Below are 17,729 nucleotides of genomic sequence, written 5' to 3'. Positions count from 1 at the left end.
CTGCGCAGGTACGATGCCCCCGGTGCGGTCAAATCCCGTCCATGCGAAGACGGTTGTGGGGGACCCGATGGACATCGGCACGCAGGGCTCACTGGCCCCCGCCGAGCTCGCCTGGCTGCGCGGAGTCGACGCCTACACGATGGGCGCCTATCCGCAGGCGGAGGACGAGTTCCGGACGGCGGTACGGATCGACCCCGGGATGGCGGACGCCTGGCTCGGGCTGCACGCGCTCCGGGTCGACACCACGACCGCGTTACTGCGCATGTACCGCAATCGGGATCGGTTCGGCGAGCAGCGCACCCGGCACCGCCGCACGCTGAACTCCTGGTACTGGCTGGGCTGGTGGGTCCAGCCCGTCCTGGAGAGCCCGCGCGACCTCCTGCTCGCCCACGCCTCCCACTGGCTCGACGGACGCCACGTACCGGAGCTGGACCGGGCCCTCGCCGGGCTCCCCCCGGTCGACACCGACCCGCAGGTCCGCTTCCTGCACGCCTGCCGCGCCTATCTCGTCAAGGACTGGGACCAGCTCGTCCGCCATACGGAGACCCTCGTCGACGACCCGCTGCTCGGCATCGAGGCGGGGCTCTTCGGCGGCATGGCCCGGGTCCGCCTGGAGATGTACGGCCAGGCCGAGCCGCTGCTCTCGGCCTCGCTGATGCGCTGCCGCAGCGAGCAGCCGCAGCGCAAGGAGCTGCGCTACTGGCTGGCCCGCGCCCACGAGGGCACCGGGCGCAGCGCCGCGGCCCTGCCCCTCTACCGGGCCGTGCACCGGATCGACCCGGCGTTCATGGACACGGCCGCCCGGCTGGCGGCCATCGCGGAGTACGACGGCTTCGAGGGGTACGACGGCGTGGACGACCCGTCCGGGCTCGCGACGGTCGCGCTCGGCACCGTCGGCGGCGGCCTCGGCCAGGAGACGGTGGAGACCGTCCCGGCCGCCGACCCCGACGCCGGGGCGCTGGGCGACGGGCTGCGGCTCGCGCCCGAACCCGTACCACCGATCGCTCCCGTCACCCCGCCCGAGACCGTACGGCAGAAGACGCCGCTGCCCTCGCAGCCGGGGCCGCCGCGCTTCCCCGCCGGGCCCACCGATCCCGTCCTGCTCGCGGAGGCGCTCGCCGAGCTGGAGGGCATGGTCGGGCTCGATCCGGTGAAACGCCAGGTCAAGGCGCTCTCCGCGCAGCTGGAAATGGCGCGGCTGCGCGCCGGCCAAGGGCTCCCGGTCCAGCCGCCCAAGCGCCACTTCGTCTTCTCCGGTCCCTCCGGCACCGGGAAGACCACGGTCGCCCGGATCCTGGGCCGGGTCTTCTACGCCCTCGGGCTCCTCGGCGGCGACCACCTCGTGGAGGCCCAGCGGGCCGACCTCGTCGGCGAGTTCCTCGGCCAGACGGCGGTCAAGGCCAATGAGCTCATCGACTCGGCGCTCGGCGGGGTGCTCTTCGTCGACGAGGCGTACGCGCTCTCCAACACGGGCTACAGCAAGGGCGACGCGTACGGCGACGAGGCCCTCCAGGTCCTCCTGAAGCGGGCCGAGGACAACCGCGATCACCTGGTGGTCATCCTGGCGGGCTATCCGGAGGGCATGGACCGGCTGCTCGGCACCAACCCCGGTCTGTCCTCGCGCTTCACCACGCGGGTCGACTTCCCCTCGTACCGACCGCTCGAACTCACCGCGATCGGCGAGGTCCTGGCGGCGGCCAACGGCGACGGCTGGGACGACGAGGCCCGGGAGGAGCTCCGCGCGATCAGCGGGCACGTGGTCGAGCAGGGCTGGATCGACGAGCTGGGCAACGGCCGCTTCCTGCGCACCCTGTACGAGAAGTCCTGCGCCTACCGGGACCTGCGGCTCTCCGGCTACCCCGGCACCCTGACCCGGGACGACCTCGCCACCCTCCGGCTCGCCGACCTGATGCAGGCGTACGGCGAGGTCCTGTCGGGCCGCGGTCCGATCGACCGCGGCCCCCAGCAGGATCCCCCGACGTACTAGACGGAGGCGGGCGCCGGCGCGGGGGCCGGTATGCCACGGTGGGCGGGGTCCCGGACCTCTCCCACCAGCATCTCCAGGACGTCCTCCAGTGTGACCAGGCCGAGGACCCGGCCCGAGCCGTCAGTGACCTGCGCCAGATGGGTGGCGGCGCGGCGCATCACGGTGAGGGCGTCGTCGAGCGGCAGCTCGGCGCGGAGCATCGCCATCGGCCGCCACAGCTGGTGCGGCACGGCCCGCTCCCGCTCCTCCAGGTCGAGGACGTCCTTCACGTGCACGAAGCCCATGAAGGTGCCGCGCGCCTCGGCGCGGACCGGGAAGCGCGAGTAGCCGGTCCGTACGGTCAGCTCCTCGATCTCGCGAGGGGTGACGGACGGCGGGACCGTCACCAGGGAGGCCGGGGTGATGAGGACGTCCGTCACCGGGCGGCTGCCCAGTTCGAGGGCGTCCTCCAGACGTTCCTGCTCGGCCGGGTCGAGCAGCCCGGCCTGTCCCGCGTCCTCGACGAGCCGGCCGAGCTGCGTCCGGGTGAAGACCGCCTCCACCTCGTCCTTCGGCTCGACCTTGAAGGCCCGCAGGACGAGCCGGGCGCAGGCGCCCAGCGCGACGGTCACCGGCCGGCAGAGCCGGGCGAAGCCGACCAGCGCCGGGGCGAGCCAGAGCGCGGTCCGCTCGGGCGCGGCCATCGCCAGGTTCTTCGGGACCATCTCGCCGATGACGAGGTGGAGGAAGACGACCGCGGCGAGGGCGATGACGTAACCGAGCGGGTGGATCAGGCCCTCCGGGACCCCGACCGTGTGGAAGACCGGTTCGAGGAGACGGGCCACGGTCGGTTCGGCGACGGCTCCGAGGGTCAGCGAGCAGACGGTGATGCCGAACTGCGCGGCCGCCATCATCTGCGGCAGGTTCTCCAGACCGTGCAGGACCTTCTGGGCGCGGACGCCGGCGAGCGGTTCGATCTGGCTGCGGCGGACGGAGACGAGCGCGAACTCGGCACCGACGAAGAAGCCGTTGGCCAGCACCAGGACGACGGCGAACAGCAGCTGGAGCGTGCTCATCGGACGCCCTCCGCGACGAGCGGGGCGGCGGAGTCCACCGCGACCGGATCGGCGTACGGCTCCGAGCCCGGGTGGCCCGGTTCCAGGCCCGAGCTCCCTACGAGGCCCGAGCCCGAGCCGGGGTCCGGGTCCGGGCAGGTCCGCACGAGCCGGACGCGGCCGGCCCGGTAGCGGTCGACCTGGCGCACCGAGAGCCGCCAGCCGGGGAGCTCGGCGCGGTCGCCGGGCGCGGGGATGCGCCCGAGGAGGTCGGCGACGAGCCCGGCCACGGTCTCGTACGGCCCGTCGGGCACGTCGAGGCCTATCCGGCGCAGGGTGTGGACCCGGCAGGAGCCGTCGGCCTCCCAGGCGGGCCGACCGTCCTCGGCGGGCGCGGCGGCCAGCTCGGGGCGTCCGTCGGCGACGGTGTCGTGCTCGTCGCGCACCTCGCCGACGAGCTCCTCGACGATGTCCTCCAGGGTGACGACGCCGGCCGTACCGCCGTACTCGTCGACGACGACCGCGATCGGCTGCTCCCTGCGCAGCCGCTCCAGGAGGGCCTGGGCGGGCAGCGTCTCGGGGACGAGGAGCGGCGGGACCGCGATCCGGCCGACACGGGTGCGAAGCCGGGCGTGCGGCGCGACGGCGAGCGCGTCCTTGAGGTGGACCATGCCGACGATCTCATCGATGCGGTCGCGGTAGACGGGGAAGCGCGAGAGGCCGGTGGCCCGGGTGAGGTTGAGGACGTCGGCCGCGGTGGCATCCCACTGGAGGGCGCTCACCTTCACCCGCGGGGTCATGACCTGCTCGGCGGTGAGGCCGCCGAGGGAGAGAGTGCGGACGAAGAGGTCGGCGGTGTCCTGTTCGAGCGCGCCGGCCAGGGCCGAGTGCCGGGCGAGTGAGACGAGCTCGCCGGGGGTGCGGACGGAGTCCAGCTCCTCGGTGGGCTCGACGCCCAGGAGCCGGACCAGCCGGTTGGCGACCCGGTTGAGCAGGGCGATCACCGGCCGGAAGAGCGCGGAGAAGCGGCGCTGCGGGGTGGCGACGAAGCGGGCCACCTGGAGCGGCCGGGAGACCGCCCAGTTCTTCGGTACGAGCTCGCCGACCACCATCTGGACGGCGGAGGCGAGCAGCATCCCGATCACCACCGCGACCCCGGAGACGGCCCCCTCGGGCAGGCCGGTCGCGGTGAGTGGCCCGCTCAGCAGCCCGGCGAGCGCGGGCTGCGCGAGCATGCCGACGACAAGCGAGGTGATCGTGATGCCGAGCTGGGTGCCGGAGAGCTGGAAGGACAGCTCGCGCAGCGCGGTGACGACGGTGCGGGCGCGCCGGTCGCCGGCGGCCGCGGCCCGCTCGGCCTCGGCGCGCTCGACGGTCACGAGACCGAACTCGGCGGCCACGAAGAAGCCGTTGGCGAGAATCAGGAGAAAGGCCGCGGCGAGCAGCAGGAGGGAGACGATCATGCCGCCACCTCCTGGGAGGGGGCGGCGCAAGTACTACCGGACGATCCGTCCATTGCTGGAGGGAGTCACTCCTCGGGTCGAAGGGTGGCCCCGCGGGCCGCGGCTGCGGCCCTGCACACGCGAGGCGGTGGTGCCGCTCGGCACCACCGCCTCCAGAGTAGTCACGCGAACGCCCCCCAGGGCAGGGGGTCGGCCCCGGATGGGGGACGGATCCGGGTTCTCCCGCCCGGGATCCGTTCGCCGACCGTTCGGCCGTACGATCGACCGTCCGTTCGCCGGGGGCCGGGGCTCAGACCCGCTCCGCGACCGTCCCGCGGCTCTCGGCCAGGGCCCGCAGGGCGCGGGCGTCCCGGATCGCCGCTTCCTTGGCGATGCCCGGCTGGATGCCGAGCGCGGGCAGGCTGGTGCCGTCGCTCAGGTCCAGGAACACCCACGGGTCGCCGGGGCGGAGGTTGACCTTGAGGATCTCCGCCCAGGCGAGCCGCCGGGTCCGGGTGATGTTGACGACCGTGACGCCCTCGTCGTCGGCGACGACCTTCGGGCGGCTCAGCATGATCAGGACCCCGAAGAGCAGCGCGGCGGTGAAGACGAAGCTGACGCGCTCCCCCGGTCCCAGCCGCTCCAGCATCAGGGCGACGACCGTGATGACCACGAACATCACGGTTCCCACGGTCAGCAGGACGGCCCGGGTGCGCCCCGGCCGGAAGGTGACCGGGAGGGCGGGCAGCGGTGACTGGGACATCGGGGTTCCTCCGTGCCTCGGGGGACGTACGGGCCGGGCCGCGGTCAGAGGCGGCAGGCGTGGATGGCGGTGGTGAGGATGGCGCGCGCGCCGATCTCGTACAGGTCGTCCATGATCCGCTGCGCCTCCTTGGCGGGGACCATCGCGCGGACGGCGACCCAGCCTTCGTTGTGCAGCGGGGAGACGGTCGGCGACTCGAGGCCCGGGGTGAGGGCGACGGCCTGCTCCAGGTGCTCGGCGCGGCAGTCGTAGTCCATCATCACGTACGAGCGGGCGACGAGGACGCCCTGGAGGCGGCGCAGGAACTGCTGCACCTGCGGGTGGTCGTCCGTGGCGCCGTGGCGGCGGACGACGACGGCCTCGGAGGTGAGGATCGGCTCGCCGATGACCTCGAGTCCGGCGTTGCGCAGGCTGGTGCCGGTCTCCACGACGTCCGCGATGACCTGGGCGACGCCCAGCTGGATCGCGGTCTCGACCGCGCCGTCCAGGTGGACGACGGAGGCGTCGATCCCCTGGTCGGCGAGGTGCTTGGCGACGATGCCCTCGTAGGAGGTCGCGATGGTCATGCCACCGAAGTCCTCCGGGCCGTTCGCGGTGCCGGGCCGGGTGGCGTAGCGGAAGGTGGAGCGGCCGAAGTTCAGCGCGAGGATCTCCTCGGCGCTGGCTCCGGAGTCCAGGAGCAGGTCACGGCCGGTGATGCCGATGTCCAGCTTCCCGGAGGCGACGTAGATCGCGATGTCCTTCGGCCGCAGGTAGAAGAACTCGACCTCGTTGTCGGGGTCGATGACGACGAGCTCCTTGGACTCCTTGCGCTGCCGGTAGCCGGCCTCATGGAGCATTGCCGACGCAGGTCCGGAGAGGGAACCCTTGTTGGGAACGGCGATGCGCAGCATGGGGTGAGCTTCCTTTGCCTGGGAGTGGTGGGGAGACCGAACTGACCGAGCTGATCGTGCTCAGAGGTCGTGCTCAGGGGTCGTACTCAGGGGTCGTGCTCAGAGGTGGGCGTAGACGTCGTCGAGCGAGATCCCGCGGGCGACCATCATCACCTGGACGTGGTACAGCAGCTGCGAGATCTCCTCGGCGGCCGCTTCCTTGCCCTCGTACTCGGCGGCCATCCACACCTCGGCGGCCTCCTCGACGACCTTCTTGCCGATGGCATGGACGCCCTTGTCCACCAGTTCCGCGGTGCGGGAGGTGGCCGGGTCGCCGGTCTCGGCCTTGAGCTTGAGCTCGGCGAAGAGCTCTTCGAAGGTTTTGTTCGCCATGATGGTCCTAAGGGTACGGGGTGCGGATGCGCCACTCAGCGCCAGGGTTCGCTGACCGTGCGCAGCGTGGTGGCGGTGGCGACGGCGGCGGTGACCGCTTCGTGGCCCTTGTCCTCGGAGGAGCCTTCGAGGCCGGCCCGGTCGAGGGCCTGCTCTTCGTTGTCGACGGTGAGGACGCCGAATCCGACGGGTACGCCGGTGTCGATCGAGACCTGGGTGAGGCCGTGGGTCACGCCCTGGCACACGTACTCGAAGTGCGGGGTTCCGCCGCGGATGACGACTCCGAGCGCGACGATGGCATCGTAGCCGCGCCCGGCGAGGACCTTCGCCACGACCGGGAGCTCGAAGCTGCCGGGGACGCGCAGCAGCGTCGGCTCGTCGATGCCGAGCTCGCTCAGGGCGCGCAGGGCGCCGTCGACGAGGCCGTCCATGATCTTCTCGTGCCACTGGGCCGCGATGACCGCGACCCGCAGGTCGCCGCAGTTCTTCACGCTGAGGACGGGTGCGCCCTTGCCGCTCATGTCTCTCCTTGAACCTTGAACCTTGAACCTTGAACGTACGAAAGGTGGGGATTACTGGTTGCCGCAGGTGGAGGCCGGGGAGCCGTCCAGCCAGGGCAGGTCGTGGCCCATCCGGTCCCGCTTGGTGCGCAGGTAGCGGAGGTTGTGCTCGCCCGCCTGGACCGGCATGGGCTCGCGGCCCTCGACCCTGAGGCCGTACCGGGTGAGGGCCTCGATCTTGTCGGGGTTGTTGGTCATCAGACGCAGGCCGCGGACGCCGAGGTCGACGAGGATCTGGGCGCCGGCCGCGTAGTCGCGGGCGTCGGCGGGCAGCCCGAGCTCCAGGTTGGCGTCGAGGGTGTCGCGGCCCTGCTCCTGGAGCTCATACGCGCGGAGCTTGGAGAGCAGGCCGATTCCGCGGCCCTCGTGGCCCCGCAGGTAGACGACGACGCCGCGGCCGGCCTCCTGGATGCGGTCCATGGAGGCCTGGAGCTGGGGGCCGCAGTCGCAGCGCAGCGAGTGGAAGATGTCGCCGGTCAGGCACTCGGAGTGGACCCGGACGAGCAGGTCCTCGCCGTCGCCGATCTCGCCGTGGACCAGGGCGACGTGCTCGACGCCGTCGACGGTGGAGCGGTAGCCGTACGCGGTGAAGTCGCCGTGCGCGGTGGGGAGCCGGACCTCGGCCTCGCGGCGGACGGTCGGCTCGGCGGAGCGCCGGTAGGCGATCAGGTCCTCGATGGAGATGATCGTGAGGCCGTGCTTGCGGGCGAAGGGGACCAGCTCCGGCAGGCGCAGCATGACGCCGTCCTCGCCGGCGATCTCGACGATCGCGCCGGCCGGGCGGAGGCCCGCGAGGCGGGCGAGGTCGACGGCGGCCTCGGTGTGGCCGTTGCGGGCGAGGACGCCGCCGGCCTTGGCGCGCAGCGGGAAGACGTGCCCGGGGCGGACGAAGTCGGACGGCTCGTGGTTGCCGCTCGCCAGCATCCGCAGCGTGGTGGCGCGGTCGGCGGCGGAGATGCCGGTGGTGACGCCGTGCGCGGGGGACGCGTCGACGGAGACGGTGAAGGCCGTCCGCATCGACTCGGTGTTGTGCTCGACCATCTGGGGGAGCTGGAGGCGCTCCAGCTCCTCGTCCTCCATGGGCGCGCAGATCAGGCCGCGGCACTCGCTCATCATGAAGGCGACGATCTCGGGGGTCGCCTTCTCGGCGGCGATGACGAGGTCACCCTCGTTCTCGCGGTCCTCGTCGTCGACGACGACGACGGGGCGCCCGGCGGCGATGTCGCGGATGGCCTGCTCGACGGGGTCGAGGGCCAGTTCGGTGGCGTCCCAGAGGGGAAGGGCGGCGCTCATGCGTGGGCTCCTTCCAGAGCGGCGGAGGTCGTGCGCGTCCGGAGCCACCAGTCGCGCATGCCCCAGATGACGAGGGCGAAGTAGATGACGTAGACCAGGCCGGAGAAGGCGAGGCCGCTGTTGAAGGCGAGGGGGACGCCGACGAGGTCGACGAGGAGCCAGGCGAACCAGAACTCGACGAGGCCGCGGGCCTGGGCGATCATCGCGACGAGCGTGCCGACGAAGATGTACGCGTCGGCCCACGGGCTCCAGGAGAGCGACGGGTAGAGGGTGAAGAGCCCGCCGACGGCGAGGGTGCCGACGACCGCGCCCGCGAGGAGCAGGCCGCGCTCCTTCCAGGTGGCGAAGCGGACGGCGATGGAGCCGTCCTGGGCCCGCTGCCTGCCACGGTTCCACTGCCACCAGCCCCAGGCGGCGACGCCGATGACCAGGAGCTGCTTGCCGACGCCGCCGGAGAGGTGGGCGGAGGCGTAGGCGCCGACGAGGATCAGGCCGGAGAGCAGCTGGGCGGGCCAGGTGAGTATGGAACGCCGCCAGCCGAGGGCGAGGGCGATCAGACCGATCGTGTTGCCGATCATGTCGGACCACATGATGTGCTGGTCGAGGACGGTGAACGCCTCGGAGTTGAGCCAGTTCACTTGCCGTTCTCCAGGGCGTTAGGGCCGAGCAGTCGCTCGACGTACTTGGCGATGACGTCCACTTCCAGGTTGACCGGGTCGCCGCTCTTCTTGATGCCGAGCGTGGTCAGGGCGAGGGTGGTGGGGATGAGGCTGATGGTGAACCAGTCGTCGGCGACCTCGACCACGGTGAGGCTGACGCCGTCGACCGTGATCGAGCCCTTCTCGACGACGTAGCGCGAGAGGTGGGCGGGCAGGCCGACCTTGACGAGCTCCCAGTGCTCGGACGGGGTCCGGTCGAGGATCGTGCCGGTGCCGTCGACGTGTCCCTGGACGATGTGGCCGCCGAGGCGGTCGCCCACGGCCATCGGCCGCTCCAGGTTGACCCGGGAGCCGGCTTCGAGGGCGCCGAGACTGGACCGCTTGAGGGTCTCGGCCATGACGTCGGCGGTGAACTCGCCGTCGCCGAACTCGACGACCGTGAGACAGACACCGTTGACGGCGATGGAGTCGCCGTGCTGGGCGCCTTCCGTGACCAGGGGGCCGCGCAGTCGGAAGCGGGAGGCGTCCTCCAGCTGCTCGACGGCGACGACCTCGCCCAGTTCTTCGACGATTCCGGTGAACACGGTCAGCGCTCCTTGGGGGTGGCGGTGATACGGAGGTCGGGGCCGATGCGCACGGTCTCGGTGACGTCGAGCCGCAACGCTTCGGTGAGGGTGCCGATTCCCGCGTCGGCGAGGGCGTGCGGGCCCGCGCCGAGGAGGACCGGGGCGAGGTAGCCGACGACCTGGTCGACGGCGCCCGCGGCGACGAAGGCGCCCGCGAGGGTGGGGCCGCCTTCGAGGAGGACGGAGCGGACGCCGCGCTCGTGCAGGGCGTCCAGGAGGGCGGGTACGGACAGGCCGCGCCCGGCCCTGGGGAGGCGTACGACGTCGGGCAGGCCGGTCTCGGCGTCCTCGGCGATCGCGATCAGGGTGGGGGCCGCGTCATCGAGGACCCGGGCGCCGGGCTTCACGGCGGTCGCCTCGGTGTCGACGACGACCCGCAGCGGCTGCACGGCGTCCTCGATGCCGCGTACGGCCAGATGGGGGTCGTCGGCGCGGGCGGTGCCGGAGCCGACGACGACGGCGTCGGACTCGGCGCGCAGCCGGTGGACGTCGGCGCGGGACTCGGCGGAGGTGATCCAGCGGGAGGTGCCGTCGGCGGCGGCGATCCGGCCGTCGAGGGTGGCGGCGTACTTCCACCGGACGAAGGGCCTCTGGCGGCGTACGGAGGTGAGCCAGGCGATGTTGACCGTCTCGGCTTCGTCCTCCAGGAGGCCGCCCGTGACCTCGACGCCCGCGGCGCGCAGGGTGTCGGCGCCGCCTGTGGCCTGCGGGTTCGGGTCGCCGACCGCGTACACGACCCGGCTGACCCCGGCCTCGATCAGGGCCTGGGCGCAGGGGCCGGTGCGTCCGGTGTGGTTGCAGGGTTCGAGGGTGACGTACGCGGTGCCGCCGCGGGCCAGGACGCCGGCCTCGCGCAGGGCGTGGACCTCGGCGTGCGGGCCGCCGGCGCGCTGGTGCCAGCCCTCGCCGACCGGGTGTCCGGAGGCGTCGGTGACGACGCAGCCGACGACGGGATTGGGGCTGGTGGCGCCGAGTCCGCGTGCGGCGAGCTCGACGGCGCGTCGCATGGCGGTGATGTCGGCCTGCTGGGCCACCGGGTCCTCCTGCCTCTTCGGGCACGGACTCCGGGGCCTGTCGATGACGACAGAGAGCGGGAAGGACGCCTCGCGCAGGGTGCGCCGAGGCCGCGGTCCTCCGGGTACGCCGAATCGGTTGCGACACGGCGACCAGCGGACGTACGGCTGACACACCCCTGGAAAGGGGTCGCCCGCCGCGCACTGCCTCCCATCCGGACTTTCACCGTCGGTCCAGGAGTTTCACCTGGTCAACCGGCCGCTGGCTGCGGACGGGTCGCGGACTATACCGCCGGTTCGGAATTACACCGACCCCGGAGTGCGCTGCTGCTGATACAGGGCCAGTGTGCCACGGCCGGTGACCGGCCATACCGGCGAGGACGTGTGGCCTGGCTCACACGAACCCAATCCTGCCTTCTATGGTCCAGACCTATTGACGCACTGGTCTAGTCCTCTTAATCTCCGTGTCACCTCCGAGGTACCGGTCCGACGGTGTGCGCACTCCCCGGGCCCAACACGACCCACCCCCTTGTTCGTTGTGTTTTTCACTCCCCCTACGCCCCGAGGGCGTGGGGGGACCCCCACCCCAGGAGGACCGACCGTGTTGTCCCCCATCACGAAGAGAGCCTCGCTGCTCGCTTCCGGCGCGGCCGTCGCCGGTCTGCTGCTCAGCTCGCTTTCCGGCGGCGTCTCGTACGCGGCCGACAACGAGAGCTGTCGCCCCGACGGGCTCTACAAGACCCCGGGCGTCGACGTCCCGTACTGCTCGGTCTACGACGCCGAGGGCCGCGAGAAGATGGGCGCGGACCACCAGCGCCGGGTCATCGGCTACTTCACCGGCTGGCGCACCGGCAAGAACGGCGAGCCCGCGTACCTCGCCAAGGACATCCCGTGGGAGAAGATCACCCACATCAACTACGCCTTCGGGCACATCGGGAGCGACAACAAGCTCTCCGTGGGCACGGACGGCCCGAACAACGCGGCCACCGGGATGACCTGGCCCGGTGTCGCGGGCGCCGAGATGGACCCGGCGTACAAGTACAAGGGGCACTTCAACCTGCTCAACAAGTTCAAGAAGCAGCACCCGAACGTCAAGACGCTGATCTCGGTCGGCGGCTGGGCGGAGACCGGCGGCTACTTCGCGGACAACGGCGACCGGGTGAACTCCGGCGGCTTCTACTCGATGGCCACCAACGCCGACGGTTCGGTCAACCAGGCCGGGATCGACACCTTCGCGGCCTCGTCCGTCGACTTCATCCGCACGTACGGGTTCAACGGCGTCGACATCGACTACGAGTACCCGACGACGATGAAGGACGCCGGCAACCCGCTCGACTGGCAGCTCGCGAACGCGCGCCGCGCCGGGCTCGTGCAGGGCTACGCGGCCCTCATGAAGTCCCTGCGCGAGAAGCTGGACGCGGCCGGCGCCGCCGACGGCAAGCACTACATGCTGACCGTCGCCGCCCCCTCCTCCGGCTACCTGCTGCGCGGCATGGAGACCTTCCAGATGCAGAAGTATCTGGACTACGTCAACATCATGTCCTACGACCTGCACGGCGCCTGGAACGAGTACGTCGGCCCCAACGCCTCGCTCTTCGACGACGGCAAGGACGGCGAGCTCGCCGCCGCCAACGTCTACGGCTCGGCGCAGTACGGCAACATCGGGTACCTCAACACCGACTGGGCCTACCACTACTTCCGCGGCTCGATGCCGGCCGGCCGCATCAACATCGGCCTGCCCTACTACACCCGCGGCCACAAGAACGTCCAGGGCGGCACCGACGGCCTGTGGGGCAAGGCCTCCGCGTCCACCTGCCCGGCCGGCGCCGGTCTGACCAAGTGCGGTGACGGTGCCGTCGGCATCGACAACCTGTGGCACGACAAGGACACCGCGGGCAAGGAGTCGCCCGCCGGCTCCAACCCGATGTGGCACGCCAAGAACCTCGAGAAGGGGATCGTCGGCGACTACGTCACCCAGTACGGCTTCCCGGCGAACACCACCCTGACCGGCACCTACGCCCGCAAGTACGACTCGACCCTGGTCGCGCCGTGGCTGTGGAACGCCGAGAAGAAGGTCTTCCTCTCCACCGAGGACGAGCAGTCCGTGGCCGCCAAGGCCGACTACGTGGTCGACCGCGGCATCGGCGGCACCATGGTCTGGGAGATGGCCGGCGACTACGCCTGGAACGCCGCCAAGGGCCAGTACGAGATGGGCTCCACGCTCACCTCGCTGATGTACGACAAGTTCAAGGCGGCCACTCCGTACGGCGCGAAGAAGTCCAACAAGGCGCTGCCGACCCAGGCCGTGAACATCGACACCCGGTTCACCGAGTTCAAGCTGGGCGACTCGAACTACCCGATCACCCCGAAGATCAAGATCACCAACAACACGGCGACGGCGCTGCCGGGCGGTACCGAGTTCCAGTTCGACTACGGCACCTCGGCGCCGAGCAACGCCTCGGACCAGTCGGGCTTCGGCACGAAGGTCATCAGCAGCGACCACACGGGCGGCAACGTGGGCGGTCTGAAGGGCGACTTCCACCGCGTCTCCCTGAAGCTCCCGGCCTGGCAGTCGCTGGCCCCGGGCGCCTCGGTCGACCTGTCGTTCAACTACTACCTGCCGGTGTCCACCCCCTCCAACTGGACGGTGAACATCAACGGCACGACGTACGCCCTCGCCGGTGACCTGGCGCGCGGCACGACGGTCGTGGAGCCCGGCTCCACCACGCCGCCGACCACGCCTCCCACCACCCCGCCGACCACGCCCCCGACGACGCCTCCGACCACTCCCCCGACCACGCCTCCGACGACGCCGCCCACGGGCTGCGGCACGGTCCCGGCGTACGTGGCCGGCACGGTCTACAACGCGGGCAACGAGGTCTCCCACAACGGCCGCAAGTACAAGGCCCAGTGGTGGACCCAGAACGAGACGCCGGGCACGACCGGCGACTGGGGCGTCTGGAAGGACCTCGGCGCCTGCTGAAGCGCCGACTGACGCACCCCTCCGAAAGACCCCCGGCGGCGGACTCTCACGGCCCTTGGCCGCCGCCGGGCTCCCACCGCGCCGCGCCCCCCTGTCCGGGGCGCGGCGCCGGCGCGTTCCGGGGCGCCTGCGCCTGCTACGGGAACAGCTCGTCCTGGGCCGCGTCCCTGGCGAGGAGGAGGGCGCCGCGGAGGACGGCCGTGTCCCCGAGGAGCGTGGGTCGGACCTCCGTACGGAGCGGGGAGAGCCGCGCGGCCTCGGCCTCCACCCGGGCCGCGAGCCCCGCGCCGCCCTGGTGGCCGGTCTCGCCCCCGAGGACCACGCAGCCGGGGTCCAGGACGGCGGCGACCGCCGCCGTGCCGACGGCCAGACGGTGGGCGAGGGCGTCGAGGAAGGGGCCGTGTCCCGAGCCGAGCGCGGTCCGCGGGTCGAGGCCGTGCTCGACGGCCAGGGCCTCGACCGCTGCGGTGCAGGCCAGCTCGTGGAAGCCGCCGTCACAGCCGGTGGCCGAAGGGAGCCCGGAGGTGCCCGGCACGGGCAGGAAGCCGATCTCGCCGGCGCCGCCCGAGGCCCCGCGGCGCAGCCGTCCGTCCAGGACGACGGCGGCGCCGACGCCCTGGCCGAGCCAGAGCAGCACGAAGTCGTCGCGGGTGCGGGCGGCGCCCTCGCGGAGCTCGGCGACGGCGGCGAGGTTGGTCTCGTTCTCGACGAGGACGCGGGCGGGCAGCCGTTCCTGGAGGACGGCGACCAGGCGGCGGTGCCAGGCGGGCAGTTTCGCGGAGTCGCGCAGCTCGCCGGTGGCCGGGTCGATGAGCCCGGGGGCGCCGACGGCCACGGTGTGCAGCCGGTCGACGCCGGCCTCCTTCGCGGTGCGCTCCAGGAGCGTGACCGCCTTCTCCACGGCCGGGCCCGTGCCGCCGTCGTCGCCGACGGGCGCGGAGGCCTCGGCCAGGGTGACGCCGAGGAGGTCGGAGACGGTCACGGAGACGGAGCGGGTCCGCACGTCGAGCGCGGCGAGGTACGCGCGGTCGGCCACGATGCCGTACAGCTTGGCGTTGGGACCGCGACGCTCCGCCCCGGACTCACCGACGACATGGACGAGCCCGGACTCCTGGAGTCGCTCGACGAGGTCGGCGACGGTCGGGCGGGAGAGTCCGGTGAGCGTCTTGAGCTGAGTGGCCGTCAACGGGCCCTCGTCCTGGAGCAGTCGCAGGGCGAGCCGGTCGTTGATGGCTCGTGCGGTGCTCGGGGATGCGGCCATGCGGCGATCCTCTCAGACTCGAATCCGTGCGGACTCCCCTGCGGACTATTTATCAGGCAGGGTCCCTGATAGTTTACCGCCACACCACGACTCAGGGAGGGCACATGGCGGCGGAGACCGTCTTCAGCACCGAGCGACTGCGGCGGGCACGCTTCGCCGTCGCCGCGGTCTTCTGCGTCCACGGCGCGGTGACCGGCAGCTTCGCGACCCGCATTCCGTGGATCCAGGAGCACGCGGGCGTCAGCGCCGGACAGCTCGGGCTCGCACTCGCCTTCCCCGCGCTCGGCGCCTCCCTCGCGATGCCACTGGCCGGTGCCATCAGCCACCGCTTCGGCGCCCGCACGGCCCTGCGCGGCCTCCTCGCCCTGTGGACGCTGTCCCTGACGCTGCCCTCGCTGGCGCCGAACGTCTGGGGGCTGTGCGGCGTGCTGTTCGTGTACGGCGCGACGGCGGGCATGTCCGACGTCGCGATGAACGCGCTGGGCGTCGAGACCGAGAACCGGCTCGGCAAGTCCATCATGTCGAGCCTGCACGGCATGTGGAGCGTGGGCGCGCTGCTCGGCTCGGCCGCCGGCACGGTCGCCGCCCACCTCGGCGGCGACGCCCGGATCCACCACCTGATCGCTGCCCTGACCCTCACCGCGCTCGGCCTGGTCTTCTGCCAGGGCGTCCTGGACGTGGTCGGCACCGCGGACGAGGAGGCTCCGCCGCGGTTCTCCCTGCCGCCGAAGTCCGCGCTGGTCATCGGCGCGATCGGCTTCTGCGGAGTGTTCGCGGAGGGCGCCAGCCTCGACTGGTCGGCTGTCTACCTCCGGGACGAGCTGGGCAGCTCGGCCGGGCTCGCGGCCGCCTCGACGACCGCCTTCGCGCTGACGATGGCCGTGGCCCGGCTGGTCGGCGACCGCGTCGTGGACCGCTTCGGCGCGGTCCGTACGGTACGGGTCGGGGGCGCCGTCGCCACCGTCGGCGGGCTCATGGTCGTCCTCGCCCCGCACGCCGCCGTCGCGTTGGCCGGTTTCGGGCTCATCGGCCTCGGCGTCGCGGTCGTCGTCCCGCTCGCCTTCGCCGCCGCGGCCCGCAGCGGCCCGAACCCGAGCCAGGCCATCGCGGGCGTCGCCACCATCACGTACACCTCGGGCCTCATCGCCCCCTCGGCCATCGGCGGCATCGCCGACGCGACCTCGCTCGTCTTCTCCTTCGGCCTGGTCACCCTGCTGGCTCTGGGTCTTGTGCTCGGCGCGGGCGTGCTCAGGCCCGGTGCGCGCGCGACGGCGGCGTCGGCCAGGGCGGACGGTGCCCCGGCGAAGAGCTCCGGCCCGGTCGCGTAACGGCGGTCGCACGGCGGGGAACGGTTCCGGCAGGCCGTGGCGCATACCATGTGGCTGATCTTTTGCGGTCACGACACGGCCGCCGGAACCTCGGAACGGGAGCGACCTCATGAACCTCGGCGTGCGCTGGACCCTGCACGGCGACGGGAGAACACCCGCTCCCGGGGCCGTCGTCCGGCCGGACGAGCGGCTCTCCTGGCCCCGCACCGTCGGCCTCGGCGCCCAGCACGTCGTCGCCATGTTCGGGGCGTCCTTCGTCGCCCCGGTATTGATGGGTCTGGACCCGAACCTCGCGATCATGATGTCCGGTGTCGCGACCGCGATCTTCCTCCTCGCGACCCGCGGCACCGTCCCGTCCTACCTGGGATGTTCGCTCTCCTTCGTCGGTGTCGCCGCCGCCATCCGTGCCTCGGGCGGCACCAGCGCCACCGTGACCGGCGCGGTCCTCGTCGTCGGCGCGGTGCTCTTCCTCGCGGGTCTCGCGGTACGGAAGTTCGGCGCGCGGATCATCCACGCGGCGATGCCCCCGATCGTGACCGGCGCCGTCGTCATGCTGATCGGCTTCAACCTGGCCCCGGTCACCGCGTCGACGTACTGGCCGCAGGACCAGTGGACGGCGCTCCTCGTGATGCTGTTCACCGGTCTGGCCGTGGTCTGTCTGCGCGGCTTCTGGTCCCGGATCGCGATCTTCCTCGGTCTGATCTTCGGCTACGGCATCTCCTGGGTCTTCGACCTCGTCTTCGGCAAGATCCACTCGATGTCCCCGAGCGGTCAGGTCACCGACCACTGGCGGCTCGACCTCTCCGGCGTCTCGCAGGCCGACTGGATCGGCCTGCCCTCCTTCCACGGGCCGAGCTTCGAGTGGTCCGCGATCCTGGTCGCCCTGCCCGTGGTCATCGCGCTGATCGCCGAGAACGCCGGGCACGTCAAGGCCGTCGGCGAGATGACCGGCGACAACCTGGACGACCGGCTCGGTACCGCGATCGCCGCCGACGGCGCCGCCTCGATGCTGTCGACCGCCGTGGGCGGCCCGCCGAACACCACGTACTCCGAGAACATCGGCGTCATGGCCGCCACCCGGGTCTACTCGACCGCCGCCTACTGGGCCGCGGCCGGCTTCGCGCTCCTCTTCGGCCTCTGCCCGAAGTTCGGCGCGGTCGTCGCCGCCATCCCCGGCGGGGTCCTCGGCGGCATCACCGTGATCCTCTACGGCATGATCGGCCTGCTCGGCGCCCAGATCTGGATCAATGCCAAGGTCGACCTGCGCAACCCGCTCAACCTGGTCCCGGCCGCCGCCGGCATCATCATCGGCGTCGGCGGCGTGAAGCTCACCTTCACCGACACCTTCGAGCTGGGCGGCATCGCGCTCGGCACCATCGTCGTGATCACGGGCTACCACGTGCTGCGGGCCTTCGCCCCGGCCCACCTCAAGGAGCAGGAGCCCCTCCTGGACTCCGGAACCAGCTCGTACGAGAGCACCTCCGCCGAGGATCCGCTGTCGAAGAACTGAGTGAT

General features: G+C 71.9%; 15 protein-coding genes and 1 riboswitch. Of the genes, 4 read left to right on the top strand and 11 right to left on the bottom strand.

The genetic code is table 11. The features are described 5' to 3' along the window. Positions 1 to 67 precede the first annotated feature (67 nt). Positions 68 to 1,987: an AAA family ATPase gene (locus ACFWWU_RS31150; protein ID WP_384150409.1), complete on the top strand. Its 1,920-nt coding sequence runs from the start codon at positions 68 to 70 to the stop codon at positions 1,985 to 1,987. Here the strand turns inward: ACFWWU_RS31150 and ACFWWU_RS31145 are convergent. The 10 genes from ACFWWU_RS31145 to ribD all read right to left on the bottom strand — a co-directional run bounded on the left by ACFWWU_RS31145 (position 1,984) and on the right by ribD (position 10,663). Then, complete coding sequence (locus tag ACFWWU_RS31145; protein WP_384150406.1) at positions 1,984 to 3,042, bottom strand: hemolysin family protein; 1,059 nt, start codon at positions 3,040 to 3,042, stop codon at positions 1,984 to 1,986. The genes ACFWWU_RS31150 and ACFWWU_RS31145 overlap by 4 nt on opposite strands. Then, on the bottom strand, positions 3,039 to 4,484 hold the full coding sequence (locus ACFWWU_RS31140; RefSeq protein WP_384150403.1) for a hemolysin family protein: 1,446 nt from the start codon (positions 4,482 to 4,484) through the stop codon (positions 3,039 to 3,041). Before ACFWWU_RS31140 ends, ACFWWU_RS31145 begins: the two co-directional genes overlap by 4 nt. Positions 4,485 to 4,773: 289 nt before the next feature. Then, positions 4,774 to 5,226: a PH domain-containing protein gene (locus tag ACFWWU_RS31135; protein WP_384150400.1), complete on the bottom strand. Its 453-nt coding sequence runs from the start codon at positions 5,224 to 5,226 to the stop codon at positions 4,774 to 4,776. A 44-nt stretch (positions 5,227 to 5,270) separates the two neighbouring features. Then, entirely contained in the window at positions 5,271 to 6,119 is an 849-nt protein-coding gene (hisG, locus tag ACFWWU_RS31130) for an ATP phosphoribosyltransferase (RefSeq protein ID WP_189804354.1), read from the bottom strand. Positions 6,120 to 6,218: 99 nt separating this feature from the next. Further along, a complete protein-coding gene (locus ACFWWU_RS31125; protein WP_030551960.1) occupies positions 6,219 to 6,491 on the bottom strand; it encodes a phosphoribosyl-ATP diphosphatase in 273 nt (90 codons plus the stop codon). Between the two features lie 35 nt (positions 6,492 to 6,526). Next, on the bottom strand, positions 6,527 to 7,012 hold the full coding sequence (gene ribH, locus ACFWWU_RS31120) for a 6,7-dimethyl-8-ribityllumazine synthase (RefSeq protein WP_024760819.1): 486 nt from the start codon (positions 7,010 to 7,012) through the stop codon (positions 6,527 to 6,529). A 51-nt stretch (positions 7,013 to 7,063) separates the two neighbouring features. After that, entirely contained in the window at positions 7,064 to 8,344 is a 1,281-nt protein-coding gene (locus ACFWWU_RS31115) for a bifunctional 3,4-dihydroxy-2-butanone-4-phosphate synthase/GTP cyclohydrolase II (RefSeq protein WP_384150395.1), read from the bottom strand. Then, entirely contained in the window at positions 8,341 to 8,934 is a 594-nt protein-coding gene (locus ACFWWU_RS31110; protein ID WP_384150545.1) for a nicotinamide riboside transporter PnuC, read from the bottom strand. The genes ACFWWU_RS31115 and ACFWWU_RS31110 overlap by 4 nt, the downstream gene beginning before the upstream one ends. Positions 8,935 to 8,978: 44 nt before the next feature. After that, on the bottom strand, positions 8,979 to 9,587 hold the full coding sequence (locus ACFWWU_RS31105) for a riboflavin synthase (RefSeq protein ID WP_317593747.1): 609 nt from the start codon (positions 9,585 to 9,587) through the stop codon (positions 8,979 to 8,981). A gap of 2 nt (positions 9,588 to 9,589) precedes the next feature. Beyond that, positions 9,590 to 10,663: a bifunctional diaminohydroxyphosphoribosylaminopyrimidine deaminase/5-amino-6-(5-phosphoribosylamino)uracil reductase RibD gene (gene ribD / locus ACFWWU_RS31100; RefSeq protein WP_384150392.1), complete on the bottom strand. Its 1,074-nt coding sequence runs from the start codon at positions 10,661 to 10,663 to the stop codon at positions 9,590 to 9,592. A gap of 176 nt (positions 10,664 to 10,839) precedes the next feature. Beyond that, a riboswitch (FMN riboswitch) is annotated at positions 10,840 to 10,969 on the bottom strand. A gap of 274 nt (positions 10,970 to 11,243) precedes the next feature. On the opposite strand from ribD, the gene ACFWWU_RS31095 reads away from it, so the two are divergent. Further along, complete coding sequence (locus tag ACFWWU_RS31095; RefSeq protein WP_384150389.1) at positions 11,244 to 13,625, top strand: chitinase C-terminal domain-containing protein; 2,382 nt, start codon at positions 11,244 to 11,246, stop codon at positions 13,623 to 13,625. Between the two features lie 136 nt (positions 13,626 to 13,761). On the opposite strand, the gene ACFWWU_RS31090 is transcribed toward ACFWWU_RS31095, so the two are convergent. After that, complete coding sequence (locus tag ACFWWU_RS31090) at positions 13,762 to 14,886, bottom strand: ROK family transcriptional regulator (protein ID WP_384150386.1); 1,125 nt, start codon at positions 14,884 to 14,886, stop codon at positions 13,762 to 13,764. Between the two features lie 104 nt (positions 14,887 to 14,990). Here ACFWWU_RS31090 and ACFWWU_RS31085 point away from each other — a divergent pair, with 104 nt between their 5' ends. Then, positions 14,991 to 16,214 carry an MFS transporter gene (locus ACFWWU_RS31085; RefSeq protein ID WP_384150383.1) on the top strand — a complete coding sequence of 408 codons (1,224 nt, stop codon included), beginning with the start codon at positions 14,991 to 14,993 and terminating at the stop codon, positions 16,212 to 16,214. A gap of 109 nt (positions 16,215 to 16,323) precedes the next feature. Continuing rightward, on the top strand, positions 16,324 to 17,724 hold the full coding sequence (locus tag ACFWWU_RS31080; RefSeq protein ID WP_384150380.1) for a uracil-xanthine permease family protein: 1,401 nt from the start codon (positions 16,324 to 16,326) through the stop codon (positions 17,722 to 17,724). The last annotated feature ends 5 nt before the right edge of the window (positions 17,725 to 17,729 follow it).

Source organism: Streptomyces sp. NPDC058650 (assembly GCF_042717315.1).
In the GTDB taxonomy this organism is placed as follows: domain Bacteria; phylum Actinomycetota; class Actinomycetes; order Streptomycetales; family Streptomycetaceae; genus Streptomyces.
The sequence above is the reverse complement of the archived record's forward strand: the minus strand, read 5'-3'. Positions and strand labels throughout refer to the sequence as shown.

Excerpts from the sequence above, each read along its gene's own strand:
- ACFWWU_RS31110 (WP_384150545.1), bottom strand. The coding sequence starts at position 8,934 with ATGTGGTCCGACATGATCGGCAACACGATCGGTCTGATCGCCCTCGCC.
- ribH (WP_024760819.1), bottom strand. The coding sequence starts at position 7,012 with ATGAGCGGCAAGGGCGCACCCGTCCTCAGCGTGAAGAACTGCGGCGAC.
- ACFWWU_RS31140 (WP_384150403.1), bottom strand. The coding sequence starts at position 4,484 with ATGATCGTCTCCCTCCTGCTGCTCGCCGCGGCCTTTCTCCTGATTCTC.
- ACFWWU_RS31080 (WP_384150380.1), top strand. The coding sequence starts at position 16,324 with ATGAACCTCGGCGTGCGCTGGACCCTGCACGGCGACGGGAGAACACCC.
- ACFWWU_RS31115 (WP_384150395.1), bottom strand. The coding sequence starts at position 8,344 with ATGAGCGCCGCCCTTCCCCTCTGGGACGCCACCGAACTGGCCCTCGAC.
- hisG (WP_189804354.1), bottom strand. The coding sequence starts at position 6,119 with ATGCTGCGCATCGCCGTTCCCAACAAGGGTTCCCTCTCCGGACCTGCG.
- ACFWWU_RS31090 (WP_384150386.1), bottom strand. The coding sequence starts at position 14,886 with ATGGCCGCATCCCCGAGCACCGCACGAGCCATCAACGACCGGCTCGCC.
- ACFWWU_RS31125 (WP_030551960.1), bottom strand. The coding sequence starts at position 6,491 with ATGGCGAACAAAACCTTCGAAGAGCTCTTCGCCGAGCTCAAGCTCAAG.
- ACFWWU_RS31145 (WP_384150406.1), bottom strand. The coding sequence starts at position 3,042 with ATGAGCACGCTCCAGCTGCTGTTCGCCGTCGTCCTGGTGCTGGCCAAC.
- ACFWWU_RS31135 (WP_384150400.1), bottom strand. The coding sequence starts at position 5,226 with ATGTCCCAGTCACCGCTGCCCGCCCTCCCGGTCACCTTCCGGCCGGGG.
- ACFWWU_RS31150 (WP_384150409.1), top strand. The coding sequence starts at position 68 with ATGGACATCGGCACGCAGGGCTCACTGGCCCCCGCCGAGCTCGCCTGG.
- ACFWWU_RS31085 (WP_384150383.1), top strand. The coding sequence starts at position 14,991 with ATGGCGGCGGAGACCGTCTTCAGCACCGAGCGACTGCGGCGGGCACGC.